This is a genomic window from Microbacterium terrisoli (genome assembly GCF_030866805.1).
In the GTDB taxonomy this organism is placed as follows: Bacteria; Actinomycetota; Actinomycetes; order Actinomycetales; family Microbacteriaceae; genus Microbacterium; species Microbacterium terrisoli.
In genome coordinates this window covers 1,623,847-1,649,292 of record NZ_CP133019.1, presented here as the reverse complement: position 1 = coordinate 1,649,292, position 25,446 = coordinate 1,623,847, and the positions used below count along the sequence as shown (strand labels likewise).

Sequence of the window (25,446 nt, the reverse complement as noted above, 5' to 3'; positions counted from 1 at the left end):
TTGCGATCAGATGGCGCCGGTCAGGCTCCCCCAACGCTGGGATGCACCCGCCGCACGTCGATGCTGAGGCACATCCCAGGGATTGTCGTCGCGCAGCGCCGGCGGCAGCAGCGACTGCGGGGCGTTCTGGTACGACACCCCGCGCAGAAAGCGCGTGATGGCCGCGGTGCCCACACTGGTCGCATCGGTTGTGGTGGCCGGGAACGGCCCGCCGTGCTGCATCGCCGAAGTCACCGACACACCGGTCGGCCATCCGCCGAACAGCACCCGTCCGCTCGTGGCCGCCAGCGCGTCCACCAGATCGCGGACGTCGCCGGCGTCGGCGTCGGTGGCGTGCAGGGTCGCGGTGAGGTTTCCCGGGAACAGGTCGCGGTGCACGTCCGGCAGAGCCGCAGCATCCGGGTACCGCACGATGATCGACAGCGGACCGAACGTCTCGTCCAGCAGCTCGTCGCGGTGCGCACGCAGCGTCTCGAGATCGACTTCGACGACGGTGGGCGTCGCGAAGCGCTGCCCGTTCTCCTCGCGCACCGTTCCTTCTGCGAGTACGCGCACTCCGGGGGCTCCCAGCACCGCATCGCGTCGCTGCGCATAGCCCCGGCCGATTCCGGGGTTCAGCAGCCGGTGGGCCTCGATGTCGGCGACCGCCGCCCTCACATCTCCGAGGTCTGCCCCCTGCGGCACGAACAGGAATCCGGGCTTGGTGCACAGCTGTCCGGCAGAGCCGGAGACCGAGGCGACGAACCCGCTGACCAGGTCGGCTTCGGATGCCGCGGCAGCTGCCGTCACATACACCGGGTTGACGCTGCCCAGCTCGCCGAAGAACGGGATCGGGCGCGGGCGGGCGGCGGCGATGTCGGCCAGCATCCGTCCCACGTGTGTCGATCCGGTGAACGCCCCGGCGCGGATGCGGTCGTCCTCGAGCAGATCCACGCCTGCCTGCTGGCCCTCCACGAGCTGGAACACTCCGTCGGGCATGCCGGCGTCGGCGAGGGCGGCAGCCACCACCGCTGCGGTGCGGCGCGAAAGCTCGGGGTGCCCCGAGTGAGCCTTGACGATCAACGGACACCCGGCCGCCAGCGCCGCAGCCGAGTCGCCGCCTGCAACCGAGAATGCGAACGGAAAGTTCGAGGCCGCGAAGTTCAGGACCGGCCCGACCGGTTCGAGCACGCGGCGAACGTCGGGCCGGGCCCCGATCGCGTAGTCGGGGTCGGCCTCGTCGATGCGCGCGTCGAGGTAGCCGCCGTCGACGACGACCTCGGCGAACAGCCGCAGCTGCCCCGAGGTGCGCCGCACTTCGCCGGTCAATCGCGCTTCAGACAGCCCGGTCTCGCCCATCGCGACGCAGATCAGGTCCGAGGCTGCGGCATCCAGCGCGTCGGCGACCGAGACCAGCGCAGCCGCTCGGCGGGCGGGCGCGACCGCCGCGTACGGTGCTGCAGCCTCGGCGGCTCGCTGTGCTATCGGGTCGATGTCGGTCATGCTGCTCCTTGCATCGGTGCGGGTCAGAACACGAAGCCTTCGGGGAAGGGATCCGTGTCGTCCAGGAAGTATTGTCCGAGCCCGGTCACCCACGCACGCCCGGTGAGGGTGGGGATGACGGCCGGAATGCCCGCCACGGCGGTCTCGCCCACCAGCCGCCCGGTGAACTCCGTGCCGATGAATGATTCGTTCACGAAGTCGGTGTGCAGGGCGAGCTGCCCGCGTGCGTGCAGCTCCGCCATGCGGGCGCTGGTTCCCGTGCCGCAGGGCGAGCGGTCGAACCACCCGGGGTGGATCGCCATCGCGTGCCGCGAACGCACAGCGTTGGACCCCGGCGCGATGAACTCGACGTGGTGCACGTGGTCGGTGCCGCCCACCACCGGGTGGTGCGGAGGTCGCTGCGTGTTGATGGCGTCCATGATCGCCAGGCCGCAGCGCAGGATGTCGTCTTGCCGGGCGCGATCGAACGGCAGCCCGACGTCGTCCAGGTCGACGAGCGCGTAGAAGTTGCCTCCGAACGCGATCGAGTACGGCACGGTGCCGTGACCGGGGACTTCGATCGTGGCATCCAGCCGCTCGACGAAACTGGGCACGTTCTCGATCGTCACGCGCCGTGCCCGGCCGTCCTCGACCTCGACGCGCGCGATGACCAGCCCCGCCGGGACGTCCAGTCGGATCTCGGTCACCGGCTCGGTGACGGCCACCATGCCTGTCTCCACGAGCACCGTCGCGACCCCGATCGTGCCGTGACCGCACATGGGCAGAAAGCCGCTGGCCTCGATGAAGACCACGCCCCAGTCGGCGTCCTCGCGCGCGGGCGGCTGCAGCAGGGCGCCCGACATCGACGCGTGTCCGCGAGGCTCGTTCATGAGCAGACCGCGCAACCCGTCGAGGTGCTCCATCGCGTACAGCCGGCGGTCGTTCATGGTCGCGCCGGGGATCGGGCCGACCCCGCCGGTGACCACGCGCGTCGGCATGCCCTCGGTGTGCGAGTCGACGGCCGAGATCACCCGGCGCGCACGCATCAGGCGACCGCCGCGGATCGTGCCGCGAGGGCCGCCAGAGCCCGCTCGGTGTCGGCGGTGACCTGTGCGCGCTGTTCGGCGGTCAGCGGGCCGCGCGGCGGACGGGTCGGCCCGCCGTACGAGTTGCCGCAGATGTCCATCGACAGCTTGATCGCCTGGACGAACTCGGTGCGCGAATCCCACCGGAAGACGGTGACCAGCTGCTCGTAGAGCGACTTCGCCTCCTGCCAGCGGCCGTCGGCGAGCAGGGTGTACAGCTCGACCGCCTCGCGCGGGAAAGCGTTCGGGTAGCCGGCGAACCAGCCGACCGCACCGTTGATCATCAGCTCGAGCAGCACGTCGTCGGCACCGGCGATGATGTCGATGTCGCACAGCTCTTTGATCTCATACACGCGGCGCACGTCGCCCGAGAACTCCTTGATCGCCACGACCTCGGGAATCTGCGCGATCTGGGCGACCAGCGCAGGCGTCAGGTCGACCTTCGTGTCGAACGGGTTGTTGTAGGCCATGATCGGCATGCCGACTTTCGCGACCTCTTCATAGTGTGCGAGCACTTCGCGCTCGTTCGCACGGTAGACGATCGGGGGCAGCAGCAGCACCCCGTCGGCGCCGTCCTCGGCCGCGTACTCGGCCCACTGCCGAGCCTGATGGCTGCCGATCCCGTGTGCGCCGGCGATCACGATGCCCCGTCCGTCCACCGCGTCGACGGCGACCTGGATGACCCTGCGGCGCTCGTCGTCGGTCAGTGACGAGTACTCGCCCAGAGAGCCGTTGGGGCCGACTCCGCGGCATCCGTTCGACATCAGGAAGTCGACGTGCTCTCCGAACTTGTCATAGTCCACGGCGAGGCCCGCCGGCGCGGCGGCGTCTTCTTTGAATGCGAGGGCGGTGGCGACGACGACGCCGCCCAGATCCATCGTGCGAGTGGTCATGGTGCTTCCATTCTGGTTGTCTTCGCCGGCAGCGAGCGGCCGTGGTCCTCAGTGCGGTCTCGGGTCAGCAGTGACGCCGGCCCGGCCCAAGTAATATGTAACATATTACCCCTCGGTGCGCGTGCTCACAAGTGGTCGATCGTCGGGGTCAGCCTGCGTCGACGCGTTCGGCGTGGACGGCTGCGAGTTCACCGACGCGCACCGATCCGAGCACCGGCCGCGCGTCGTAGCCGATCCGCACTCCCGTGAGCTCCTCGACGGTGCGTCCGCACGTCCGCCCTTGGCACGCCCCGAGGCCCGCGCGCGTGGCCAACCGCAGTCCGCGGCTCGATGCGCCTGCGTACTCGGCGATCTGAGCGCGGGTCACGGTCTCGCAGCGGCAGATGACGGTGTCGTCGTCGAGCCATGCCTTCCAGCCGGGTCGGATGTCGTGGGTCTTCAGTCGCTCGGCGAAGGCGTGCATACGGCGCCGCACGAGCCGCGCGGGTCGGATGCGGGCATCTGTCGGGTCGCCGCCCGCCGCCGCGAAGCCGGCGACCGCCCCCTCGGCCAGCGCCGCGTCGGCCCCGGCGATACCGGTGACCTCCCCCGCGGCATACACACCTGCAACGCTGGTGGCCTGCTGCTGGTCGACGGCCACGAATCGGTCGGGACGGATGTCACAGCCCGCCTGGATAGCCGCTTCCAACCGCGGGGTGAACCCGTGCCCGAGGGCGACGGCGTCGCACTCCACGAGGCGCTCGGTGCCCACAATGGGGCGCCAGTCACCGTCGATGCGTTGGATCGTGGCGGCCTCGACCCGACCGCGGCCGTGGATGCGGGTGACCGCACTGCCGGTGCGGTACGGCGTGCGACGGCGCACGAGGCCGGACACGTAGTCCCACAGCTCCGGTGCCTTCGCCGGCGCGCTGCCGGCCAGCCGCCACGGTGCGCGCGCCCAGCCGGCCACCAGAGCCGCCGCACGTGTCGCCTCGACGACCTCGACGACGCTGCCACCTGCCAGAGCGAGACTCGAGGCCACCGGGAGCAGGAACGGCCCGGCTCCTGCCACGACGGTGCGCCGCCCGATCGCCACGCCGTCGCGCTTGGCGATCGCCTGCGCAGCCCCCGCGGTGACGACACCGGGCAGCGTCCACCCGGGCACCGGCAGCGCACGGTCATGCGCGCCGGTGGCGATCACGAGCGCGTCGGCCTGGATCGTCAGCCCCTGCCGCGCAGCTGCGTCGGCGGGTCCCACCAGTGCGTGCACGCGGATGCCGGCGCCGGTTTCGATGCGCCACACGCTGGCCGACGAATGCACGACGACCCGCCCCGCCGATGCGGCCGTCCCTGCCGGGTCCAGCAGTGCGCGCAGCCGTTCGAACCGCGCCCACTGGTGCTGCATGCGCCGGTCGGTGAGCGTGTCGTGGTGGCGCCAGAACTGCCCGCCGATCCGCTCTGCTTCGTCCACGACGACCACGTCTGCGCCGGCGGCCAGCGCAGACTGCGCCGCGGCCAGTCCGGCCGGGCCCGCGCCCAGGATCGCCACAGTCGTCATCGCGACTCCTTCTCGACGACGTCGCCGTCGACGGCGGTGCGCTGGCAGGCGCGCACGCCCGCGACGCCGTTGACGGTGACCAGGCAGTCCTGACACACCCCGATGCCGCAGAACACTCCCCGCGGCGCGCCGGCAGCCGTACGCCAGCTGCGCTGCCCCGACGCCAGCAGCACGCCGGCGATCGTCTGCCCGTCCCGTCCGTGCAGTTCTTCGCCGTCGACCCGGATCATGACACTCATGCCGCCACCGCGAGCGTCGACCTGCTCGGCAGGAACGGCGTGGGATCGACGGGGGCGACGGTGCCCAGCACCGCGTGCGCGATGAGCAGGCCGGTGGCCGGCGCCAACCCGATGCCGGCTCCTTCGTGACCGGCCGCATGGAACAGTCCCGGGACCGCGGCATCCTCCCCGATCACCGGCAGATGATCGGGCGCATACGGACGGAAGCCGGCATAGGTGCGCAGCACCATCGTCTGGCTCAAGAACGGGAAGAGCCGCACGGCCTTGGCTGCGATCTCGGCCAGCGCCGGCAGCGTGTTGTCGGTCGAGAAGCCCACGCGCTCGCGGCTCGAGCCGATCAGCACCGTGCCGGCGGGCGTCGACTCGACCACGGTCGAGGTCTGCAGATCGGCGTCACCGGAGGCGACCGCTCCGACATAATCGGCGTCGTAGACCTTGTGGAAGATGCGCTGGGGCATGGGCGTGGTCACGATGATCGTCCCCCGTCGCGGCAGGATCGGCAGGTGCGCGCCGAGTCGCTGCGCCGCCTCGCCCGCCCAGGGACCCGCGCAGTTGACCACGGCGTCCGCCTCGATCTCGCCGCGGTCGGTGCGCACCGCCCGGATGCGACCGCGCGCGATGCGCACGCCGACCACCTCTTCGCGACGCAGGCCCGCGCCCAGCGCCACCGCGCGCGACATCATCGCCTGCGTGGCCAGACTCGGCTGCACCTGCGCATCATCGGGGTACCACACGCCGCAGGCCACCTCCGGCGAGAGCGACGGCTCGAACTCGCGCAGGCGCTGCGCGTCGACGACCTCTGCGTGCACGCCGATGCCGCGCTGCCCGGCGGCGAACGACAGCAGTCCGTCTTCCCCACCGGGGAAGGTCGCGACGACACCGCCTTTGGCATCGAACTCCGTCGTCGGCTGCCCGGGGCGCCGCTCGGCGTCCAGCCGCTGTGCCCACTCGCGCCAGACGCGGTTGGCCACGATCGCCAGCTGCGCTTCGGGGCCCGGCCCCTTGTCGGAGACGAGGATGTTGCCCTCGCAGCGACTCGAGGTCTCGCCTGCCACACCTGTCCGGTCCACGACCACGACGTCGGCACCGGCTTCGGTCAGGGCCAGTGCGCTGGCGGCGCCCACGGCACCGGCTCCGACCACGACGATCCGCATCTGCGCTCCTCTCTCCCCCGTTATCCCGCCGATCAGCCGCCGAGATACGCCTCGATGATGCGCGGGTCGCGCGCGAGCTCCACCGCCGGGCCCTCCGCCGTGGTCCGTCCCGTGTCCACCACATACGCTCGGTCGGCGATCTTCAACGCCGCACGCGCATTCTGCTCGACCAGGAGCACGGTGGTCCCCCGCTCGTTGACGGTCGAGATGATCTGCATCACCTGTTTGACCACGAGCGGGGCAAGGCCCATCGACGGCTCGTCCAGCAGCAGCAGCCTGGGCCCGGTGACCAGCGCACGTCCGATCGCGAGCATCTGCTGCTCGCCGCCGGACAGCGTGCCACCCTGCTGCTTGCGGCGCTCGGCCAGCCGCGGCATCAGCTGATAGACGTCGTCGATACGACCGGCGATCGCCTTCTGGTCCTTCACCGTGTGGCTGCCCAGAAGCAGGTTCTCGTGCACGGTCATCGTCGAGAAGATGCGACGCCCCTCCGGCACCTGCACAAGACCGGCCGACACGATCGTCCAGGGCTTGGCCGTGGCAAGGTCCAGTCCGTCCCAGCTCACCGTCCCGGCTTTGGGCCGCACCAGGCCCGAGAGCATGTTCATCGTCGTCGACTTGCCGGCACCGTTGTTGCCGAGCAGGCAGACGATCTCGCCCTCGTCGACGACGAAGCTCAGTTCGCGCAGCGCGTGCACACGTCCGTAATAGACGTCGACGCCCGCCACCTCCAGCCGGCTCATCGCGCCTCCTCCTCGTCGTCGTCGACGCCCAGATAGGCCTCGATCACCACCGGATCGTTCTTGATCTGGTCGGGCGTGCCGTCGGCGATCTCCTTGCCGTAGTTGAGCACGACGATGCGCTCGGCCAACTCCATGATCAGGCCCATGTCGTGCTCGATGAGCACGACCGCCACCCCCATCTGCTGGATGCGGCGGATCAGAGCCATGAGAGCCTGCTTCTCGCTGTAGTTCAGCCCCGCCGCCGGTTCGTCCAGCAGCAGCAGTCGAGGGCTGGTCGCCAGAGCTCGGGCGATCTCGACCCGACGCTGCTCGCCGTACGGCAGCTGCGTGACATACAGGTTCTCGTCGTTCTCGTATCCGACGAAATCGAGCCAGCCCTGCGCCTCGCGTGTGCACGCGGCCTCTGCCCGACGGTATCGGGGCAGATGCAGCAGGGTCGACCAGAAGCCCTCACGCAGATTCGCGTGCATCGCGGTCTTCACGTTCTCCAGCACGCTGAGTTCGCGGAACAGGCGCAGGTTCTGGAACGTGCGGGCCATTCCCCACTTGGTGACCCGCGAGGGCAGCACGCGATAGAAGCCGAAGCTCTGCAGCAGCGGCGCCAGCCTCATCGCACGCAGCGCATCGGGAACCGGTCGAACGATGCGCTTCCCGTCGAACACGACAGATCCCGACGTCGGCAGATAGAAGCCCGAGATGCAGTTGAAGGCGCTGGTCTTTCCCGCGCCGTTCGGTCCGATCACAGCGAGGATCTCGCCTTCGCGCACCTCGAAGCTCAGCCCGTCGACGGCCTTCACACCACCGAACTGCAGTCGCAGATCGGACACTTCCAGCAGGCTGCTCACGAGCGGTCTCCGTCCTGGTCGGGGCGGTCGGGGGCGTCATCCTCGATCAGCTCGGGATCATCGTGCGCGAACCGATCGGCGGCGGCATCCGTCTCGACCACCCGGATGGTGTCTGTCGGCGGCGGGGGCGCGGGCTTGCCGCGCTTGAGCCACGGCAGCACGGCGGTGGCGGGCCACAGCCCCGCGGGCCGGAACAGCATCGTGACCACCAGCAGCAGACCGAAGATGAGGTAGCGCCACTCCGAGAAGTCACGCAGCACCTCGGGCGCGAGCGAGACGAACAGTGCACCGATGATCACGCCCGGGGTGGATCCCATGCCGCCGAGGACCACGGCCATCAGGATCAGCACCGAATACAGGAACTGGAAGCTGTTCGGACTGATCGCCGACAGCTGCGTCGCCATGAGCTGACCGGCCAGTCCCGCCCATACCGCGCCGATGATGTAGGCGGAGATCTTGGCGATGTAGGTGTTGATCCCCATCGCCTCGGCCGCGTCCTCGTCGTCGCGAACCGCCTTCCATGCCCGACCGAGCTTGCCTTTGCCGAGTCGACCGGCACCGACGACGCCCACGACGATGACCACCAGCGCCACGAAGTAGTAGAAGACGACGTACGGAGGGAAGAAGATGCTCCCCACCGTGAATCCGTCGGCGAAACTCCAGCCGCCGAAGGTCCACGTCGGGATGCCGTGGATGCCGCTGGGCCCGCCGGTGACCTCCAGATTGTTCGCGGTGATGCGGATGATCTCACCGAAGCCGAGCGTCACGATCGCGAGATAGTCGCTGCGCAGGCGCAGGGTCGGAGCCCCGATGATGATGCCGGCCACGATGCAGGCCAGGACCGTCGCCGGCAGCGCCGCCCACATCGGCCATCCGAACGTGGTCGTGAAGATGCCTGAGACATACGCGCCGACGGCGAAGAACGCGATGTAGCCGAGATCGAGAAGGCCGGCGAAGCCGACCACGACGTTCAGCCCCATCGCGAGCATGATGTAGATCAGCGCGCTCGTGGCGATCGAGATCAGGTACCGCGACGAGTCCAGGAACGGCAGCACCGCAACCAGGATGATGGACAGCGTTCCCAGTGCGCGCAGGAATCCGGTCTGCGACGACAGGATGCCGCGCGGCGGCCGAGGACGTTCGAATTCGGGTGCCGGTGCCCGAAGGGTGACGTGCTTGAGCGCGGCGTCCAGCGTTGCCGACATGGTCACATCCTCTCAACGACCCGCGCACCGAGCAGGCCGGTGGGCTTGAAGGTCAGGAACAGGATGAGGAAGGCGAACGAGAACACGTCGCGCCATTCACCGCCGAACCATGCCGAGCCGAACGATTCGAGCATGCCGAGCACGAGTCCGCCCAGCATTGCTCCGTACAGGTTGCCGATTCCGCCGATCACGGCGGCGGTGAAGGCCTTCAGACCGATGATGAACCCCATCAGGAAGTCGATCGAGCCGTAGTACGCGCCGGCCATCACGCCGGCAGCACCTGCCAGGGCCGAGCCGATGAAGAAGACGACCGCGATCGTCCGGTTGACGTTGATCCCCATCAGCTGAGACCCCTGCGTGTCGAGGGCGATCGCGCGCATGGCGCGGCCGGCGCGGGTGCGCTCGACGACGTGCGCGAGCACGAGCATGAGAACCGCCGCGATGATCACCAGCGTGACCTGCGCCCCCGTGATGCGCATGCCGGCCAGCTCGAAGCCGTGCGAGGCGAAGCGGATCGGGAAGGCCTCCGGGTTCGCCCCGAACAGAGAGCGCACTCCGTACTCGAGCGTGAATGACACGCCGATGGCCGTGATCAGCACCGCCAGGCGCGGGCTCTTGCGCAGCGGGCGATACGCCACCCGCTCGATGCCGACCCCGATCAGGCCCGTGGTGACCATGGCCAGCAGCAGCATTACCAGCAGCAGCGGAATGGAGCTGGATCCTTCGATCCCGAACGAGTTCAGGGTGAAGAACGCGACGAACGCGCCCAGCATGTAGATGTCGCCGTGTGCGAAGTTCAGCAGCTTGATGATGCCGTACACCATGCTGTAGCCGAGCGCGACGAGGGCATAGAACGAGCCGACGATCAGGCCGTTCCACAGAAGTTGCATCATGGGCGGTGGCTCCGTTCCACGGCGCTCCGTCTCGACAGGGCGACCGGGCGCACACGCGCCGGTCGCCTCGTCGGGTCGGATCAGCCCTGCAGGTCGTCCGCCAGGACGAAGTTGCCCGTTGCCGGGTCGATCTTCACGATCACGAACCCGCCACTGGTGCGCGTGCCCTGATCGGTGAACGTCAGCGGCCCCGCGAACGTCTTGAAGTCCTTCAGCCCCTTCAGCCCCGCCACGACCTTGTCGAAGTCGGTGCCGCCGGCGTCCTTGATCGCCTGCGCGGCGACACGCACAGCGTCATAGGACTGCGTCGAATACGGGCCCGGCTCTGCACCGGCGAGCTTCTTGTAGTCGGCGATCCAGGTGTCGGCACCGGTGAGCATGTCAGGCGTCTGCGTGAACGTGCCCAGCACCTTGTCGGTGTACCCCTTGCCGGCGATCTGTGCGAACTTCGCGTCGACCGATCCGTCGCCGACGAGGAACTCGCCCTTGAACCCGGCGTCGGTGGCCTGACGCACGATCAGCCCGCCCTCTTGGTAGTAGCCGGTCCAATAGACCATCTCGGGCTGCTGCTTGGCCAACTGCGTGGCCACCGCCGAGTAGTCGCTCTCACCGGGGGTCACCGTCGAGGTGAACGGCACAGTCAGCCCTGCGGCCTTGGCCTGCTCTGCGAACGACTTGGCGAGGTCCACCGAGTAGGCGGTCGAGTCATCGACCGTGGCCACGCTCTTGATGCCCGTCTTCTGCGCGTACTTGACGGCTGCCTGCGCCTGCTGGGTGCCTGTTCCGTTGATGAGGAACACACCCGGCAGGCCCGCGTCGACGAGCTTGTTCGAGTTGGCGGCAGGGATGACCATCGGGATCTTCGCGGAATCGAAGATCGGCAGCGTCGGCAGCGTCGACCCCGAGCAGTATCCGCCGACCGAAACCGAGATCCCCTCGGTGACGAGCTTGTTCGCGGCAGCGACTGCGGTGGTCGCGTCACACGCGCCGTCTTCAACGACCAGTTCGAGCTTGCGCCCGTCGATCCCCCCGTCGGCGTTGAGCTCGTCGACGGCGAGCTGCGCACCGTTCTTCATGTAGTCGCCGAATGCGGATTCACTCCCCGAGAACGGCGCGATCATACCGAGTTTGATCGGGCCGGCGTCAGACGAGGCCTTGTCTCCCCCGCCTGCCAGACCTCCCGAGCAGCCCGCCGTGGCGAGCACAAGCGCTGCCGCGGCAGCGATCTGCAGAAGACGCATCCTGCGTCCGGAACCGTGTGGCATGAGAACACTCCTTGTCAGCGACATTGCATGACTGCGCAGTAGTACGTGACATATCACGCACCAACCGGAGCAATGTTACCCGACTGAGCGACCGCCACAAGTCGCCGGCATCACGATCGGGACACGATCACGCTTCTGGGCGTCCGCTCCACAGGCCCGTGATGTGGCCGATGTGCCGATGCATGAGCTGCTCGGCGTCTTCGCCGCGACCGGCGACCAGCAGCGCGATCAGCTCCGCATGCTCCAGCGACGTGGACACCAGCGCGTCGGACTCGGCGAGACTGACCAGCCCCACCAGTCGCGTCTGCTGTCGCAGCTCCCGCACCAGCCGCACCAGGTGCGTGTTGCCGGTCTGCTCCAGCAGCGTCAGGTGGAAGTCGGTGTCGGCGGCCAGATAGTCCTCGAAGCGCGCCTGTTCGGCGGCATCGACGATGCGATCCGCGAACACCATCAGCTGCTCGACAACCGGTTCGGACAAGTGCCCCGCCAACCATCGCATGGGCGGCGCCTCCAGCAGCACGCGCACCTCGCCGAGTGCTGCCAGTTCGTCTGGTGAGACCTCGGTGACGCGGAATCCGCGATTGCGGATCGGGGTGAGGAAGCCGCGACGGGCGAGATTGAGCATCGCCTCGCGCACGGGGGTCGCGCTCACGCCGAACTCGCCTGCCAGCGTCGGCACCGTCAGCACGGTGCCGGCTGCGAATTCGCCGGTCACGATCCGCGACGACAGCGTGCGCTCGACCTGCTCGCGCAGGCTCACCACCTCGAAGACACTGCTCGAGTTCACGACCATCGCCTCCTCGGATACCACGTGGTATGTGACATCTTATGGTGCGGGCCGCACACGGTCAGGTTCAGTGACGACCGAGCAGCTTCTGGATGTCGGCCATGTCGGTCTCGCTCGGCGGCTTCGCGCCCCCCAGACCGAATCCGGACCCGTTCGGCGCGGTCTCGGATGACGCTGCCAGACCGGAGTTCTCCGCCGCACGCTTGGCCGGGTTGCCCGAGCGCGAACCCTTCCTCTTCGGCTGCTTGCCGCGCTTGCTGGATGCACCGGGCTTCCCCATCGCCCCCATGCCGGGAATGTTGGGCACTCCCCCGCGTGCGACCGTCTTCATCATCTTCGCGGCCTGCTCGAAGCGCTGCACGAGCTGGTTGACGTCGGTGACGGTCATGCCCGCACCGCGCGCGATGCGCAGTCGGCGGGAGCCGTTCAGAATCTTGGTGTTGCGCCGCTCACCCGGAGTCATCGAACGGATGATGGCCTCGGTGCGGTCGATCTCGTGCTCGTCGAAGTCATCGAGCTGCTGCTTCATCTGGCCCATGCCCGGCAGCATGCCGAGCATCTTCTTCATCGAGCCCATCTTGCGCATCTGCTGCATCTGCTCGAGGAAGTCCTCGAGCGTGAACTGCTCGGTCGCCAGCTTCTCGGCGACCTTGCGCGCCTCGTCTTCGTCGAATGCCTGCTGCGCCTGCTCGATGAGAGTCAGGATGTCGCCGAGGTCGAGGATGCGGCTGGCCATGCGGTCGGGGTGGAAGGGCTCGACGTCTTCCAGTCCCTCGCCCGTGGAGGCGAAGATGATCGGCCGGCCAGTGACCTGCGCGACAGACAGTGCCGCGCCGCCGCGCGCATCGCCGTCGAGCTTGGAGAGCACCACTCCGGTGAAGTCGACACCCTCTTGGAACGCCTTGGCCGTGTTCACGGCATCCTGCCCGATCATCGCGTCGATGACGAACAGCACCTCATCGGGATCGGTGGCCTTGCGGATGTCGGCGGCCTGCTTCATGAGCTCGGCGTCCACGCCGAGCCGACCGGCGGTGTCGATGATGACCACGTCGTGCTGCGCGTGCCGAGCGTGCTCGACGCCGTCTCGCGAGACCTTCACGGGGTCGCCCACGCCGTTGCCCGGCTGCGGAGCATAGATCGCGGCCCCGGCGCGCTCGGCGACCACCTGCAGCTGATTCACCGCATTGGGGCGCTGCAGGTCGGCGGCCACCAGCAGGGGCGTGTGACCGTCCTTCTCGAGCATCTTGGCGAGCTTGCCCGCGAAGGTCGTCTTGCCCGAGCCCTGCAGGCCCGCGAGCATGATGACCGTCGGCGGGTTCTTCGCGAACTGCAGCCGGCGCTGCTGGCCCCCGAGGATCGCGACGAGCTCTTCGTTGACGATCTGCACGACCTGCTGGGCGGGGTTCAGCGCACGGCTGACCTCGTCCGAGAGGGCGCGCTCGCGCACCTTCGCCGTGAAGTCCTTGACGACGACCAGCGCCACGTCGGCGTCCAGCAGCGCGCGCCGGATCTCGCGGACGGTGCCGTCGACGTCGGCGGGCGAGAGCTTGCCCTTGGTGCGCAGATTGCGAAAGGTCTCGGTGAGCCGGTCCGAGAGCGTGCCGAAAGTAGCCATGATTCCCCGATTCTACGTGAGTGGATGCCGCGACCCGGGCCGCGTCCGCCGCCGGAGAATCGCCCCCGGCCGTCAGCCGTCGCGATTGACGTCATTTCGCGGCTGCAGCGGCAAGACGCGCCCACCGGATCTCAGGCCGGTCACGCCGGGGCGTCGGGTACGACGCTGTGCACGAGCGCGAGCGCCCGTTGCATGACCGGTGCCAACGGTGCACGCCCGGCGCCGTCGTGCGCCCAGGACCGCACCGCCGACAGCACCGCAGCCGCGTACGCCGCCGCGGCAATCTCGGCGCGCATCGCCTGCATGCCGTCCCGCTCGAGACGCCGGGCCACCGCCTGCGCGATCCGCGCGCGGCGCACAGACCCCTCTCGTGCGAGCTCATCCTCGATGCCCATGGCCTCGGCGTTGACGATCGCCAGCGCCAGACTGTCGGGGGCGAATCCGGCCAGGGCCTCGGCCAGGGCCTCGGGAACCGCACGCGCGCCGTCCAATCGCGCCACGGCATCCTCGAGTCGCCCGTCCAGACCGCTCCAGAGGATGTCGGCCTTGGATGAGAAGTAGTTGAAGAAGCTGGACCGGCTCACACCCGCACGCACGGCGATGTCGTTCACCGATGTGGCGGCGTAGCCGCGCTCGAGGAACAGCTCGCAGGCTGCTTCGGCAAGGGTGCTGCGCGACGACGCCCTCGGTCGGCCGGCCCGCATCTCACCCATGACCCCACCCTATGGGCTTGCCGCCATACGCGCGCCGATCACTGTCTGCGGTGCGCAGCGCGTATTGTTGGACGCTGTACATCAATACCTTCGGTGCAAAGGAACAGCATGCTCGAGATCTTGGACGCCGGGCTCGCACCCGCGTACGTGCCTTATGTCGACGGATGGGCGCTGCAGCGGCGCATCCACGCCGACGTCGTGGCCGGCACCCGCGGCGACACGATGATCGTGCTCGAGCATGAGCCGGTCTACACAGCCGGCAAGCGCACGCAGCCGCACGAGCGGCCGCAGGACGGCACACCGGTCATCGACGTCGACCGCGGCGGAAAGATCACGTGGCACGGCCCCGGCCAACTGGTCGGCTACCCGATCGTGCGACTGCCCGAGCCGATGGATGTCGTCGAGCACGTGCGTCGCATCGAGCGACTGCTCATCGCCGCGCTCGCCGAGCACGGGGTGGACGGCTACCAGGTCGCCGGGCGCAGCGGTGTCTGGGTGCGCCGGCCACTGTCCGAAGACAAGGTGGCAGCCATCGGCGTACGTGTCGAGAAGGGAGTGACGATGCACGGGTTCGCGATCAACTGCGACAACAGTCTCACCGGATTCGGAGGCATCATCCCGTGCGGGATCACCGATGCCGGGGTCACGACGGTCAGCGAGGTCGTGGGGCGGGACGTCTCCCCCGCCGACATCCTCGACAGCGTCGTGCGCACGTTCCAGGCCGAGTACGCGGGGGTCACGGCATGAGTGCGACACCCGAGGGGCGCAAGCTGCTGCGGCTGGAAGCACGCAACGCGCAGGTCCCCATCGAGCGCAAGCCGGAGTGGATCAAGACCAAGGCGAAGATGGGCCCGCAGTACACCGAGCTGCAGCAGCTCGTGAAGGCTGAGGACCTGCACACCGTCTGTCAGGAGGCCGGCTGCCCCAACATCTACGAGTGCTGGGAGGACCGCGAGGCGACCTTCCTCATCGGCGGCTCGCAGTGCACGCGTCGGTGCGCGTTCTGCCAGATCGGCACCGGCAAGCCCGCCTCCTACGACGTCGACGAGCCGCGGCGGGTGGCCGAGAGCGTGCAGCGCATGGGGTTGCGCTACGCGACTGTCACCAGCGTCGCCCGTGACGACCTGCCCGACACCGGCGCGTGGCTGAACGCAGAGACGGTGCGCCAGATCCACAAGAAGAACCCCCGCACCGGCGTGGAGATCCTGGCCAACGAGCACAACGGCGACCCGCGCTTTCTCGGGCAGATCTTCGACGCGCGCCCCGAGGTGTTCGCCCACAATCTCGAGACGGTGCCCCGGCTGTTCAAGACCATCCGTCCCGCCTTCCGCTATGAGCGCTCACTGGGCGTGCTGACCCAGGCGCGTGGGGCGGGCCTGATCACCAAGTCGAACCTGATCCTCGGCATGGGCGAAGAGCCCGACGAGGTGGTCCAGGCATTGCACGACCTGCACGATGCGGGATGCGACATCATCACGATCACGCAGTACCTGCGCCCCACGCCCCTGCACCACCCCATCGACCGATGGGTCAAGCCCGACGAGTTCATCGCGTTCAAGCAGGAGGCCGAGCGCATCGGATTCCTCGGCGTTCTGGCCGGGCCCCTGGTGCGCTCCTCGTACCGCGCCGGGCGGCTGTGGGCTCAGTCGATGATCTCGAAGGGACGCGACATCCCCGCTCATCTCGCGCACATCGCCGCCGACATGCACGTCGAGCGCGGCTTCAGGCAAGCCGTGTGACGGCGCCGAGCGACCGGGTCAGTCGGCGCTGGTGACCGACTGCACGTCGCCGTCGGTGTTGAGGTTGACCAGCAGCACGTCGTCGGTCTCGTCGGGGTCCAGCCCGTATTCGAGCACGGCGAACGGCTCGGTTCCGCCGTGCTCGTCGGCAAGGATCGTGAGGCTGATCAGTCTCAGCGACCGGATGATGTCGATGTGCGTGTCACCGGAGATGTCGACGAGGTAGTCCTCGAGGTCGTCGCCGAGCGACTCCTGCTGCTGCAGGATGAACTCGATCACTTCGCTCGTGCGGTCGTCGAGCTCGGAGACCATGGCGTTGCGCGAGGTGCGATCGATCGCCTCGAGGGAGGCGATCATGCCGGCCGCGACATCCAGCGCCGCCTGCGACACGTCGTCCTCGTCCGGGGCGGTCAGATCGACGGTCACCGCCTGGTCGCCCAGCTCCACCGTCTCCGACCAGAAGATCGAACCGTCTGGGCCGGATTCCAATAGTCCGAAATAGTCGTGTTCGATCGCCATGGTCTTATGCAAGCAGACTCGTCGCGGTTCCGGTAGAGCGCATACTCACTCGACCAGCGACGCCGCGAAGACGTGCGGTGTGAAGCCGGTCAGGTCGGCGATGTCTTCGCCCTGGCCGAGCAGCTTCACCGGGATGCCGGTGCGCTCCTGCACGGCGAGCACGAACCCGCCCTTGGCCGAGCCGTCGAGCTTGGTCAGAACCAGTCCGGTCACACCCGCATGCTCGAGGAACGCCTCGGCCTGCATGACGCCGTTCTGCCCGGTGGTGGCATCCAGCACCAGCAGCACCTCGCTGATCGGCGCCTGCTTCTCGATCACCCGCCGGATCTTGGTCAGCTCGTCCATCAGCCCGCCCTTGGTGTGCAGGCGACCGGCGGTGTCGACGATGACGATCTCAGTGCCGGTGCGCTTGGCGAACTCGATGGTCTGAAAGGCGACGGATGCCGGGTCCTGGCCCTCTTGCTGCGGTCGCACGATCGCGGCGCCCGCGCGGTCGGCCCACGTCGCGAGCTGGTCGACGGCGGCGGCGCGGAACGTGTCGGCCGCTCCCACGACGACAGAGCGCCCGTAGCGCTGCAGGAACTTCGCGAACTTGCCGATGGTCGTGGTCTTGCCGACGCCGTTCACGCCCACCACGAGCACGACCGCGGGCCGTTCGGTGAGCGTGAGGGTCGTGTCGAACTTGGCGAAGTGCTCTTCGAGGGTCTCTTTGAGCATGCGCTGCAGATCCCTCGGGTCGGTCGTGTGGAACCGCTCGACCTTGCCCTGCAAGTCCTCGACGATGCGCTCGGTGATGTCGGGGCCGAAGTCGGCCGTCAGCAGCGCGGTCTCGAGGTCATCCCACGTCGTCTCATCGATCGTCGGTCTGACGAACATGCCGCGCAATGCGCGTCCCAGTGACCACTTCTCCGCCATGTCTCCAGCCTACGGGGCGCACAGCGCCCGGACGGTGGCCGCCGCTCAGGCCGTGGCCGGCTCGGACTCGCGCGCCTTGCGGTCGCCGACCCGCTGGCCCACGACCGCCGAGACGCCGTCCTGGCGCATCGACACGCCGTACAGCGCGTCGGCGATCTCCATCGTGCGCTTCTGGTGGGTGATCACGATCAGCTGGCTCGATGCGCGCAGCTGCTCGAAGACGCCGAGCAGCCGCCCGAGGTTGGCATCGTCCAGAGCGGCCTCGACCTCGTCGAGGATGTAGAAGGGGCTCGGCCGCGCCTTGAAGATCGCCGTCAGCAGGGCGACGGCCGCCAGTGACCGCTCTCCGCCCGACAGCAGCGAGAGCCGCTCGATCTTCTTGCCGACCGGCCGCACCGCCACCTCGATGCCGGTCGTGAGCGGGTTCTCGGGGTCGTTCAGCGTGATGCTGCCGGTGCCTCCCGGGAACAGGATCGGGAACACCTCGGTGAAGGCGGCGCGGGTGTCTTCGAACGCGGCGAGGAAGATCGTCTGCATCCGCTCGTCGAGCTCGGCGATGATGGTGAGCAGGTCCTTGCGGGTCTGGGTGAGGTCTGCCAGCTGCTCGGTCAAGAACTTGTGCCGCTGCTCGAGAGCCTCGAACTCCTCCAGTGCGAGCGGATTGACCCGTCCGAGCTGTGCGAGCTTGCGCTCGGCATCGGCAAGTCGCTTGCGCTGCGCGGCACGGTCGAAGGTCGACGGCTCGACGTCGGAACCGGCGACAGACTCGGCCTCGTGGTCATCCTCTCTGGGAAGCGGCTGGTCCGGACCATATTCCGAAATGAGAATATCTTCGTCGAGGCCGAGTTCGGACTGCACCCGTTCCAACAGGCTGGTCACGTGCAGCCGCTTCTCATGGATCTGCAACTCCAACGAGTGCACGTTCTCGGTGAGCCCGGCCAGGCGCTCGCGCACGGCGGCTTCCTGTTCGCGCAGTCCGGCCAACTCGGCCGTCAACGCCGTCCGCGCCGTCTCTGCCGCGGCAAGTTCGACCCGTGCTTGGCTGACCGATCGGTCGACCGAGTCCAGCAGCGGCGGCAGCCGGTCGGCGACGCCTGCTGCGAGATCCCGCTGCGCACGGCGAATCACCGCACGCCGCGCGGCCTCCTCGGCTGCGGACCGCTCGCGCTCGCGCTGCCGCTCGAGGCTCGTCGCGCGCGCCTCCTCGGCGCGGATCCGCTCTTTGAGCGTCTCCACCTCCAGGCGTGCGCGCATCTCGGCATCCCGGGCCCCGTCGAGCTCCTGCAACAGGCCGTCGCGCGCCGACGCGTCCAGAATCGGTCGGGGCGCCTCCAGCGCGGTGTCCAGTTGATCTTGTGCCACACGCGCCGAGTCCTCGGCGTCATCGACCGCGGCCTGGGCCTGCCGCAGCGTCGCCTCGAGTCTCTCGCACTCCGCGACGGCCGCTTCATACCGTACCGTCACACGGTTGGCCGCTTCGGCCTGCGACGCCAGCGCGGCGTCGTGGGCGCGCAGCGCCTCGAGCGCCGCCTTGGCCTGCGCACGTGCCGCATCGTGGGCCGTCACCCGCTCGGCGAGGGCTTCGCGCAGCGAGTCCACGACGACGTCGAGCTCTGCCCGCTTCTCGGCCGCGGCATCCCGCTCTGCCGACAGCTCCAGTCGTGAGCGGCTCTGCCCTGAGCCGGCGCGCACCGAGAACGGCGTCACCAGCTCGCCGGTGCGCGTGGCCACCGTGATCGTGCGGCCCGCAGCAGCCACGGCGTCCAGCGCGGCGGCGAGGTCTTCGGCGATGTACACGTCGTGCAGCAGGCCGAGCACGCCATCCGGGGCGGTGACGACATCGCGCGCGGCCCGCAGTCCCGGCAGCGGCGAGGTCGATCCGGATGCCGGTGCCTGCGCGATCGCCATGTCAACGACGCCGTAGTCGCCCGACCGAGCCGCGGCAGCCGCCGCCAGGGCGTCGCCCGGCACACCCACGAGCACGCCTTCGGCCAACGGCCCGAGCACGCCCGCGATCGCCGCTTCGAACCCGGGTTCGACCTGCACGGCGTCGGCGACCAGACCGCGCAGGCCGTGGGCGCCGTCGGCGAGCAGCTGTGCAGCGCCGTTGCGCACATCCAGCGCACGCGACAGCGCCGCAGTCTGCGCCGTGAGGGCGTCCTTCTCGCGTTCGGCCGCGTGCAGCTTCTCGCGCAGCTCGCCGAGAGCCGCCTCGGCGTCGGACACGTCTCGCTGACTGCGTTCGTAGCGCGCCGAGTGCTCGGCCGATGCGGCATCGGATGACTCCTGCGGCTCGAGTGCCGCATAAGCGGTGGCAGCTTCGGCCCGGCGGGCGAGCGCGGCATCCAGCGCCGCCTGCTGCCGCGCCACCGCGGTCTCCACCGCTGCGAGGGCGGATGCGGCCGCTTCCGCCGTCCCTCGCAGCGTCGTGATCCGCATGTCGTGCTCCGAGACAAGCGCGCTCTGCGCCGCGATGTCGGCGTCCAGGGCGTCCAGCTCGGCCCGTGCACGGCTGACGCTTCTGGTGGCGGCGGCTGCGGCATCCTGCGCCGTCCCCAAGCCCGATGCGATCTCGTCGATGCCGTGGCGCACGTCGTCGATCGACGCCTGCGTCACTGTCTGCTGAGGGGCGAGCGCGCCGTCGTCGTCGCCGAGCAGCGCGAGACGCTGGCCCGCCAGGGTGTACAGGCCGCGCAGCCGCTCCTGCACCTGCTCCAGTCCGAACGCGATGCCGCGAGCACGGTCGACCGCTTCGGAGCGCTGATCGGATTCGAGTTCTTCGATGCGTGCGTGCAGGCTCTCGATGCGATCTTGCAGCACGAGCCGCTCCGCGTGGCGCTCCTGCTCGCTGTGTGCGGCGGCGGCGAGCTCTCGCCGCAGGCCCACCAGCTCATCGGCGAACAGCCGTGCTTTCGCATCGCGGACCACGGCGGCGATCGTCGCCGCCTCACGGGCGATCTCTGCCTGCCGACCCAGCGGCTTCAGCTGCCTGCGCAGCTCGCCGGCAAGGTCACTCAGCCGGGTGAGGTTGGCCTCCATGGCCTGCAGCTTGCGGACGGTCTTCTCTTTGCGCCGCCGATGCTTGAGGATTCCCGCGGCCTCTTCGATGAAACCCCGGCGTTCTTCGGGGGTCGCCTGCAGCACGGCATCCAGGCGCCCCTGTCCGACGATGACATGCATCTCGCGGCCGAGGCCGGAGTCGCTGAGCAGCTCCTGCACATCCAGCAATCGACACTGCTCGCCGTTGATCGCATATTCGCTCGCGCCGTTGCGGAACAGGATGCGGCTGATCGTGACCTCGGCGTACTCGATGGGCAGTGCGCCGTCGCTGTTGTCGATCGTCAGCTGCACTTCGGCGCGCCCCAGCGGGCCGCGCGTGGAGGTGCCGGCGAAGATGACGTCCTCCATCTTGCCGCCGCGCAGTGTCTTGGCCCCCTGCTCCCCCATCACCCACGCGAGCGCGTCGACGACGTTGGACTTGCCCGAGCCGTTCGGACCGACGATGGCGGTGACGCCGGGTTCCAGCGCAAACGTGGTCGGCTGAGCGAAGGACTTGAAGCCCTTGAGCGTCACGCTCCTCAGGTGCATACCCGCGCCCCTCCGCACCGATCGATCACCGGAACACGCTATCGGATGCCGGAGCCAACCCCTCGACGGCAGGCCGCGCATCGCCCATCTCGCCGCGCGACACGCCCGAAGATCAGCGATTTCTGAAGAATCGCTTGACGCCGCTTCGCCGAGCGCGCTAGTGTCGGTTCTCGCACTTGAGACGGAAGGAGGCCGCCATGATGATGATCACCGAACCAATCGCGTTCGCCGGCGTCGCGCGCTGTGTCGCGCTGTCTGCGGCCACCCGTTCCGCGGCGTCCACGCCGGTCGCCGGCTAGCGCTGCCGGCCACCCCTGTGCGCTCTGCGCGTTCGGCCATCGCCGACGCCGCCCCGTCGTTCTGACGGCTTCCGCACGACGCTCCGTTCGTGCCTCTTCGGTCGCATCACGCGGCCCCGGTGCCCCGCGCCCCGTTCCTCTCGATTTCGAAAGCACCATCATGCATACGCTGCTGTCCGATGTGCGCTCCGACGAGCACCAACAGCTCCAGGACTACGCACGACTCACCCAAGACACCCGCATCAGCTACACCGATCGCATCACCCTGCGGCTCGGGCTGTGGCTGCTGCTGTCCAGCGCTCGCCGCGCTGACCACCGCATCAGTCGCGACGCCCGCGAGCAGCTCGCCCTCGCCCGCGACACGTACGCGCGTCGCGAGCGAGAGGCCGCTCTCACGCGGGCCGCGCGGATCTCTCACTATCGCTGACCTGCGTTCCGACAGGAGACACACATGAAGAACATCACCACGCCTGCCGACGAGGTGGGGATGCCGAACCTTCCCACCGGAGTCGGGCTGCGCCGCCTGGTCGTCCCGACCTCGGTGGTCGGCCCCGACGCCGCGGATTTCGTCGCCATGACCGATGTCCGCAACGCGATCTACCGTGAGATCAACGGCCACGACGACGAGCGCATCAGCCCCGCCGAGCTTCTTCCCCACTACGTGAGCGAGAAGTACGAGCGGACGCTGATGTGGCTCGTCGTCGCGGACGACGAGATCGTCGGCCGCGCGCAGGTGAACCTCCCCCTCGAACAGGGCTCGCACGTCGCGTTCCTGAACATCGAATTGCTGCGTCGCGCGTGGGGGCGGGGAATCGGGTCGGCTGCGCACGACCTGCTCGTCGCCACGGCTCGCGCCCACGGCCGCACGGTGCTGCAGGGCTGGGCGTCGCACCCCGACGCCCCCGGCGACCGTCTGTCCGCACCGACGGGTTTCGGCTCCGTGCCGAACGACCACGCCGCACGCTTTCTGCAGTCGCACGAGTACGCGCTCGAGCAGATCGAGCGCAACAGCGCCCTCGACCTGAACGACGACACATTCGCGCATCTGGAGCGGCTCCTCGCCGATGCTCAGGCCGCATCCGCGGGCTACCGCATCCTGCAGTGGATGATGCCCACGCCCACTGAGTTCGTCGCCGGGTACGGCTGGATGAAATCCCGCATGATCACGGACGCGCCCGCTGCGGGCATCGAGTTCGACGAGGAGGTGTGGGATGCTGCACGGGTCGCCGAGCATGATGCGAAGTACATGGATGCCGGAATGACCGTGCAGGTCACTGCGGCACAGCATGTCGAGACCGGCGAGCTGGTGGCTTTCAATGAACTCGTCGTCGGCAACGACCGCACCGAGGCCACCCATCAGGAAGACACTCTGGTGCTCGCCTCGCACCGCGGCCACCGCCTGGGCATGCTCGTCAAGTGCGCGGCACTGCTGTCGTGGCGATCGGTCGCCCCCGACTCGCCACGGGTGCTCACCTACAACGCCGAGGAGAACCGCCCCATGCTCGACATCAACGAGACGATCGGATTCGTCCCGATCATGTACAACGGGGCGTGGAAGCGGACCCTGGCTCAGTGAGGCGCGGCGGGCGAGGTCAGCGTCGTCGCTGGCACCTCGGGCACAAGTGCGAGGACCGATTCATGAAGGCTGCCCGCATGATCGGGCCACCGCACCGGTGGCACGGCCGGCCCTCCCGACCGTAGACGTGCAGTTCGCGGGCGAAGTAACCTGCCTGGCCGTTCACGTTCACGTACTGCGCGTCGAAGCTCGTACCGCCTTCGGCCAGCGCCTTCTCCAGCACGGCACGGATCTCGCTGAGCAGACGGTTCACCGCGCGCGTCGACAGGGTGTCGGCCGGCGTCTCGGGGTGGATGCGGGCGGCCCACAGGGACTCGTCCGCATAGATGTTGCCCACCCCGCTGATGACGGTCTGGTCCAGCAGCACACGTTTGACGCCCGATCGCTTGCGTCCGAGCGCACGGCGGAACCCGGAGTCGTCGAAGGCCGGGTCCAGCGGGTCGCGCGCGATGTGGGCGACCTGCGTCGGGACGAGGGCCGCTTCGGTTCCCCGGCCGCCGGCCGCACCGTCGCCGGTTGCCACCAGAGTGTCGACGGCGAGCGAGCCGAACGTGCGCTGATCGGCGAAGACGACAGCCACCTCCCCATGCACGGGGTGCTCGAGGTCGATGCGCACCCGTTCGAATCGCTCGACGGGCGCCCCCGCCGGGCGCAGCAGCAGCTGCCCGCTCATGCCGAGGTGCCCCACCAGTGCGCGGTCGCTGCCGAACGGGATCCAGAGGAACTTGCCGCGTCGTGCGGCAGTTGCCAACCGCATTCCCGTGAGGGATGCCTCGAAGTCGGCCGCACCGCCGGCATGACGGGTCAGGGCGCGCTCGTCGCGCACGGTGACCGCAGCCACGACGGCACCGGTCACCGCGGGCGCGAGGCCCAGGCGCACGACCTCGACTTCGGGAAGCTCCGGCACGTCAGCCGGCGTTCGAGAGGGCACGCCACAGGCGCAGCGCCGCCGCCATCTCGGCGTGCTTCTTGCTCGTGCCGATGCCGGTCTCCGAGTTCTCGCCGACGATGACGGTCGCCGTGAACGTGCGATCGTGATCGGGACCATCGGCTTCGACCATGTACACCGGCGGCGTGTGGCCGAGGTGGGCTGCAAGCTCCTGCAGGCTCGTCTTCGGATCGACGGCGGCTCCGTAACGGTCCGGGTCGGCCAGCAGAGGCTCGACGAGCCTGCGCACGAGGCCGGTGGCGGCATCCTGCCCCGCCGACAGGTACGTCGCACCGATCACTGCCTCCATGGTGTCGGCCAGGATCGAGTCCTTGTCGCGTCCACCGGTCTGGTCTTCGCCGCGACCGAGGTGCAGATAGATCCCCAGGCCGATGCCTCGGGCCACTTCGGCCAGGGCGACCGTGGACACGACGCTGGCGCGGCGCTTGGCCAGCGCCCCCTCATCGAGGTCGGGATGACGCGTGTACAGCAGCACTGTCACCGCCTGCCCGAGCACCGAATCGCCGAGGAATTCGAGCCGCTCGTTGTGCGGCAGGTGTCCGTGCTCGTAGGCGTAGGACCGATGCGTCAGGGCGAGCGAAAGAAGCTCGGGGTCGATGTCGACCCCGAGCTTTTCGTTCAGCTGGGAGGCTTCTCCCGCTGCAGACGTCATCGGATGCGGATCAGACGTCGGCGACCTTGCGGCCCTTGTACTCCAGGAACAGCTCGGTGCCCTGCGAGTCGGTGACGACCTTCGCCTGGTGCGGCCGGCTGTAGACGACCTTGCCGTTCTCCACCGTCTTGACCAGCGTGGGCGCCTCCGCCTTCCACTGCGCGCGACGCGAGCGGGTGTTCGAACGGGAGACCTTCCGCTTCGGGGGGTTACCTGCCATGGCTGTTCTTCCTTCGTGTGTGAGGTCTAGGTTGTGGGCGCAGAACCATCTGAGCCCTCTGCCGGGTCAGATGCCAGGTCCGTCAGGGCGGCCCAACGCGGGTCGATGGCCTGACGGGTTCCGGCCTCCGCGGACTCAACCAGACGTGTGCCCGTGGTCGGGTCCAACCCCGGGCAGTCCGGCCGGCACACCGGCTGAAACGGAAGCGAGAGGACGATGGCGTCCCTGACCAGAGTTTCAAGATCCACGTGGTCGTCTTGAACCTCGAAGTCATTCGCTTCTTGACCAGGATACGCGAAAAGCTCCTGGAACTCGACTTCGACGGGCCCGTCGATGTCGGTGAGACACCGTCCGCACTCCCCCGTGTACCGGGTGCGCGCCGTTCCCGAGGCGAGGACGCCCTCGTGCACGGACTCGAGCCGCCCGTCGATCTGCACCGTCTCGCTCCGCGCGATCGAGACCAGCCCTTCGCCCCAGTGCTCGGGCAGGGTCACGTCGAACGAGACCTCGCGCATCTCTCCGGGGCGCCGGATCAGGTCGCGCACGAGCACACT

The 25,446-nt window shown here is 68.7% G+C and carries 25 protein-coding genes; 4 read left to right on the top strand and 21 right to left on the bottom strand.

Annotation, left to right across the window (positions count from 1 at the left end; translation table 11 throughout):
• Nucleotides 1–6 precede the first annotated feature (6 nt).
• From QU603_RS07115 to QU603_RS07050, 14 genes are all read right to left on the bottom strand, one after another.
• A complete protein-coding gene (locus QU603_RS07115; protein WP_308493787.1) occupies nt 7–1,482 on the bottom strand; it encodes an aldehyde dehydrogenase (NADP(+)) in 1,476 nt (491 codons plus the stop codon).
• A 23-nt stretch (nt 1,483–1,505) separates the two neighbouring features.
• The gene (locus QU603_RS07110; RefSeq protein WP_308493786.1) at nt 1,506–2,507 is read right to left on the bottom strand and encodes a proline racemase family protein; all 1,002 of its coding nucleotides are present in this window, start codon (nt 2,505–2,507) and stop codon (nt 1,506–1,508) included.
• Entirely contained in the window at nt 2,507–3,439 is a 933-nt protein-coding gene (locus QU603_RS07105) for a dihydrodipicolinate synthase family protein (protein ID WP_308493785.1), read from the bottom strand. Before QU603_RS07105 ends, QU603_RS07110 begins: the two co-directional genes overlap by 1 nt.
• A gap of 148 nt (nt 3,440–3,587) precedes the next feature.
• Nucleotides 3,588–4,976: an FAD-dependent oxidoreductase gene (locus QU603_RS07100; protein ID WP_308493784.1), complete on the bottom strand. Its 1,389-nt coding sequence runs from the start codon at nt 4,974–4,976 to the stop codon at nt 3,588–3,590.
• Nucleotides 4,973–5,215, bottom strand: coding sequence for a (2Fe-2S)-binding protein (locus tag QU603_RS07095; RefSeq protein WP_308493783.1), 243 nt, complete (start codon nt 5,213–5,215; stop codon nt 4,973–4,975). The genes QU603_RS07100 and QU603_RS07095 overlap by 4 nt, the downstream gene beginning before the upstream one ends.
• Nucleotides 5,212–6,369: an NAD(P)/FAD-dependent oxidoreductase gene (locus QU603_RS07090; RefSeq protein WP_308493782.1), complete on the bottom strand. Its 1,158-nt coding sequence runs from the start codon at nt 6,367–6,369 to the stop codon at nt 5,212–5,214. The genes QU603_RS07095 and QU603_RS07090 overlap by 4 nt, the downstream gene beginning before the upstream one ends.
• A gap of 32 nt (nt 6,370–6,401) precedes the next feature.
• Nucleotides 6,402–7,112 carry an ABC transporter ATP-binding protein gene (locus QU603_RS07085; RefSeq protein ID WP_308493781.1) on the bottom strand — a complete coding sequence of 237 codons (711 nt, stop codon included), beginning with the start codon at nt 7,110–7,112 and terminating at the stop codon, nt 6,402–6,404.
• Nucleotides 7,109–7,957: an ABC transporter ATP-binding protein gene (locus QU603_RS07080; RefSeq protein ID WP_308493780.1), complete on the bottom strand. Its 849-nt coding sequence runs from the start codon at nt 7,955–7,957 to the stop codon at nt 7,109–7,111. Before QU603_RS07080 ends, QU603_RS07085 begins: the two co-directional genes overlap by 4 nt.
• Nucleotides 7,954–9,162: a branched-chain amino acid ABC transporter permease gene (locus QU603_RS07075; RefSeq protein ID WP_308493779.1), complete on the bottom strand. Its 1,209-nt coding sequence runs from the start codon at nt 9,160–9,162 to the stop codon at nt 7,954–7,956. Before QU603_RS07075 ends, QU603_RS07080 begins: the two co-directional genes overlap by 4 nt.
• 2 nt (nt 9,163–9,164) lie before the next feature.
• Nucleotides 9,165–10,055: a branched-chain amino acid ABC transporter permease gene (locus QU603_RS07070; RefSeq protein ID WP_308493778.1), complete on the bottom strand. Its 891-nt coding sequence runs from the start codon at nt 10,053–10,055 to the stop codon at nt 9,165–9,167.
• 80 nt (nt 10,056–10,135) lie between these two features.
• Nucleotides 10,136–11,320 (bottom strand): branched-chain amino acid ABC transporter substrate-binding protein, encoded by a 1,185-nt coding sequence (locus QU603_RS07065; protein WP_308493777.1) that lies wholly within the window; start codon nt 11,318–11,320, stop codon nt 10,136–10,138.
• 127 nt (nt 11,321–11,447) lie between these two features.
• Nucleotides 11,448–12,107: a GntR family transcriptional regulator gene (locus QU603_RS07060; RefSeq protein WP_308493776.1), complete on the bottom strand. Its 660-nt coding sequence runs from the start codon at nt 12,105–12,107 to the stop codon at nt 11,448–11,450.
• A gap of 67 nt (nt 12,108–12,174) precedes the next feature.
• A complete protein-coding gene (gene ffh, locus QU603_RS07055; RefSeq protein WP_308493775.1) occupies nt 12,175–13,722 on the bottom strand; it encodes a signal recognition particle protein in 1,548 nt (515 codons plus the stop codon).
• Nucleotides 13,723–13,862: 140 nt separating this feature from the next.
• Nucleotides 13,863–14,435, bottom strand: coding sequence for a TetR/AcrR family transcriptional regulator (locus QU603_RS07050; protein WP_308493774.1), 573 nt, complete (start codon nt 14,433–14,435; stop codon nt 13,863–13,865).
• Nucleotides 14,436–14,543: 108 nt separating this feature from the next.
• Between QU603_RS07050 and lipB the strand changes: the two genes are divergently transcribed.
• Both lipB and lipA read left to right on the top strand, forming a co-directional pair.
• A complete protein-coding gene (gene lipB, locus QU603_RS07045; protein WP_308493773.1) occupies nt 14,544–15,182 on the top strand; it encodes a lipoyl(octanoyl) transferase LipB in 639 nt (212 codons plus the stop codon).
• Entirely contained in the window at nt 15,179–16,174 is a 996-nt protein-coding gene (lipA, locus tag QU603_RS07040; RefSeq protein ID WP_308493772.1) for a lipoyl synthase, read from the top strand. The genes lipB and lipA overlap by 4 nt, the downstream gene beginning before the upstream one ends.
• An 18-nt stretch (nt 16,175–16,192) precedes the next feature.
• Here the strand turns inward: lipA and QU603_RS07035 are convergent, their stop codons facing one another.
• Genes QU603_RS07035 through smc form a run of 3 tightly spaced genes read right to left on the bottom strand, consistent with a single transcriptional unit; the run spans nt 16,193 to nt 21,196 of the window.
• A complete protein-coding gene (locus tag QU603_RS07035) occupies nt 16,193–16,693 on the bottom strand; it encodes a DUF2004 domain-containing protein (RefSeq protein WP_308493771.1) in 501 nt (166 codons plus the stop codon).
• Between the two features lie 45 nt (nt 16,694–16,738).
• Nucleotides 16,739–17,608 (bottom strand): signal recognition particle-docking protein FtsY, encoded by an 870-nt coding sequence (gene ftsY / locus QU603_RS07030; RefSeq protein ID WP_308493770.1) that lies wholly within the window; start codon nt 17,606–17,608, stop codon nt 16,739–16,741.
• Nucleotides 17,609–17,653: 45 nt separating this feature from the next.
• Nucleotides 17,654–21,196 (bottom strand): chromosome segregation protein SMC, encoded by a 3,543-nt coding sequence (smc, locus tag QU603_RS07025; RefSeq protein WP_308493769.1) that lies wholly within the window; start codon nt 21,194–21,196, stop codon nt 17,654–17,656.
• A gap of 459 nt (nt 21,197–21,655) precedes the next feature.
• Between smc and QU603_RS07020 the strand changes: the two genes are divergently transcribed.
• Nucleotides 21,656–21,922 (top strand): hypothetical protein, encoded by a 267-nt coding sequence (locus tag QU603_RS07020; protein ID WP_308493768.1) that lies wholly within the window; start codon nt 21,656–21,658, stop codon nt 21,920–21,922.
• Between the two features lie 24 nt (nt 21,923–21,946).
• The gene (locus tag QU603_RS07015) at nt 21,947–23,071 is read left to right on the top strand and encodes a GNAT family N-acetyltransferase (RefSeq protein WP_308493767.1); all 1,125 of its coding nucleotides are present in this window, start codon (nt 21,947–21,949) and stop codon (nt 23,069–23,071) included.
• Between the two features lie 16 nt (nt 23,072–23,087).
• Here the strand turns inward: QU603_RS07015 and mutM are convergent, their stop codons facing one another.
• Genes mutM through QU603_RS06995 form a run of 4 tightly spaced genes read right to left on the bottom strand, consistent with a single transcriptional unit; the run spans nt 23,088 to nt 25,407 of the window.
• Nucleotides 23,088–23,978: a bifunctional DNA-formamidopyrimidine glycosylase/DNA-(apurinic or apyrimidinic site) lyase gene (mutM, locus tag QU603_RS07010; RefSeq protein WP_308493766.1), complete on the bottom strand. Its 891-nt coding sequence runs from the start codon at nt 23,976–23,978 to the stop codon at nt 23,088–23,090.
• Between the two features lies 1 nt (nt 23,979).
• Complete coding sequence (gene rnc / locus QU603_RS07005) at nt 23,980–24,672, bottom strand: ribonuclease III (protein WP_308493765.1); 693 nt, start codon at nt 24,670–24,672, stop codon at nt 23,980–23,982.
• Between the two features lie 10 nt (nt 24,673–24,682).
• Entirely contained in the window at nt 24,683–24,892 is a 210-nt protein-coding gene (rpmF, locus tag QU603_RS07000; protein ID WP_127818873.1) for a 50S ribosomal protein L32, read from the bottom strand.
• A 26-nt stretch (nt 24,893–24,918) separates the two neighbouring features.
• Nucleotides 24,919–25,407, bottom strand: a complete 489-nt coding sequence (locus tag QU603_RS06995) for a YceD family protein (protein ID WP_308493969.1) — start codon at nt 25,405–25,407, stop codon at nt 24,919–24,921.
• Between the last annotated feature and the right edge of the window lie 39 nt (nt 25,408–25,446).

Excerpts from the sequence above, each read along its gene's own strand:
- QU603_RS07115 (WP_308493787.1), bottom strand. The coding sequence starts at position 1,482 with ATGACCGACATCGACCCGATAGCACAGCGAGCCGCCGAGGCTGCAGCA.
- QU603_RS07110 (WP_308493786.1), bottom strand. The coding sequence starts at position 2,507 with ATGCGTGCGCGCCGGGTGATCTCGGCCGTCGACTCGCACACCGAGGGC.
- QU603_RS07105 (WP_308493785.1), bottom strand. The coding sequence starts at position 3,439 with ATGACCACTCGCACGATGGATCTGGGCGGCGTCGTCGTCGCCACCGCC.
- QU603_RS07100 (WP_308493784.1), bottom strand. The coding sequence starts at position 4,976 with ATGACGACTGTGGCGATCCTGGGCGCGGGCCCGGCCGGACTGGCCGCG.
- QU603_RS07095 (WP_308493783.1), bottom strand. The coding sequence starts at position 5,215 with ATGAGTGTCATGATCCGGGTCGACGGCGAAGAACTGCACGGACGGGAC.
- QU603_RS07090 (WP_308493782.1), bottom strand. The coding sequence starts at position 6,369 with ATGCGGATCGTCGTGGTCGGAGCCGGTGCCGTGGGCGCCGCCAGCGCA.
- QU603_RS07085 (WP_308493781.1), bottom strand. The coding sequence starts at position 7,112 with ATGAGCCGGCTGGAGGTGGCGGGCGTCGACGTCTATTACGGACGTGTG.
- QU603_RS07075 (WP_308493779.1), bottom strand. The coding sequence starts at position 9,162 with ATGTCGGCAACGCTGGACGCCGCGCTCAAGCACGTCACCCTTCGGGCA.
- QU603_RS07070 (WP_308493778.1), bottom strand. The coding sequence starts at position 10,055 with ATGATGCAACTTCTGTGGAACGGCCTGATCGTCGGCTCGTTCTATGCC.
- QU603_RS07065 (WP_308493777.1), bottom strand. The coding sequence starts at position 11,320 with ATGCCACACGGTTCCGGACGCAGGATGCGTCTTCTGCAGATCGCTGCC.
- ffh (WP_308493775.1), bottom strand. The coding sequence starts at position 13,722 with ATGGCTACTTTCGGCACGCTCTCGGACCGGCTCACCGAGACCTTTCGC.
- QU603_RS07050 (WP_308493774.1), bottom strand. The coding sequence starts at position 14,435 with ATGGGTGAGATGCGGGCCGGCCGACCGAGGGCGTCGTCGCGCAGCACC.
- lipB (WP_308493773.1), top strand. The coding sequence starts at position 14,544 with ATGCTCGAGATCTTGGACGCCGGGCTCGCACCCGCGTACGTGCCTTAT.
- lipA (WP_308493772.1), top strand. The coding sequence starts at position 15,179 with ATGAGTGCGACACCCGAGGGGCGCAAGCTGCTGCGGCTGGAAGCACGC.
- QU603_RS07035 (WP_308493771.1), bottom strand. The coding sequence starts at position 16,693 with ATGGCGATCGAACACGACTATTTCGGACTATTGGAATCCGGCCCAGAC.
- ftsY (WP_308493770.1), bottom strand. The coding sequence starts at position 17,608 with ATGGCGGAGAAGTGGTCACTGGGACGCGCATTGCGCGGCATGTTCGTC.
- smc (WP_308493769.1), bottom strand. The coding sequence starts at position 21,196 with ATGCACCTGAGGAGCGTGACGCTCAAGGGCTTCAAGTCCTTCGCTCAG.
- QU603_RS07020 (WP_308493768.1), top strand. The coding sequence starts at position 21,656 with ATGCATACGCTGCTGTCCGATGTGCGCTCCGACGAGCACCAACAGCTC.
- QU603_RS07015 (WP_308493767.1), top strand. The coding sequence starts at position 21,947 with ATGAAGAACATCACCACGCCTGCCGACGAGGTGGGGATGCCGAACCTT.
- rnc (WP_308493765.1), bottom strand. The coding sequence starts at position 24,672 with ATGACGTCTGCAGCGGGAGAAGCCTCCCAGCTGAACGAAAAGCTCGGG.
- rpmF (WP_127818873.1), bottom strand. The coding sequence starts at position 24,892 with ATGGCAGGTAACCCCCCGAAGCGGAAGGTCTCCCGTTCGAACACCCGC.
- QU603_RS06995 (WP_308493969.1), bottom strand. The coding sequence starts at position 25,407 with ATGCGCGAGGTCTCGTTCGACGTGACCCTGCCCGAGCACTGGGGCGAA.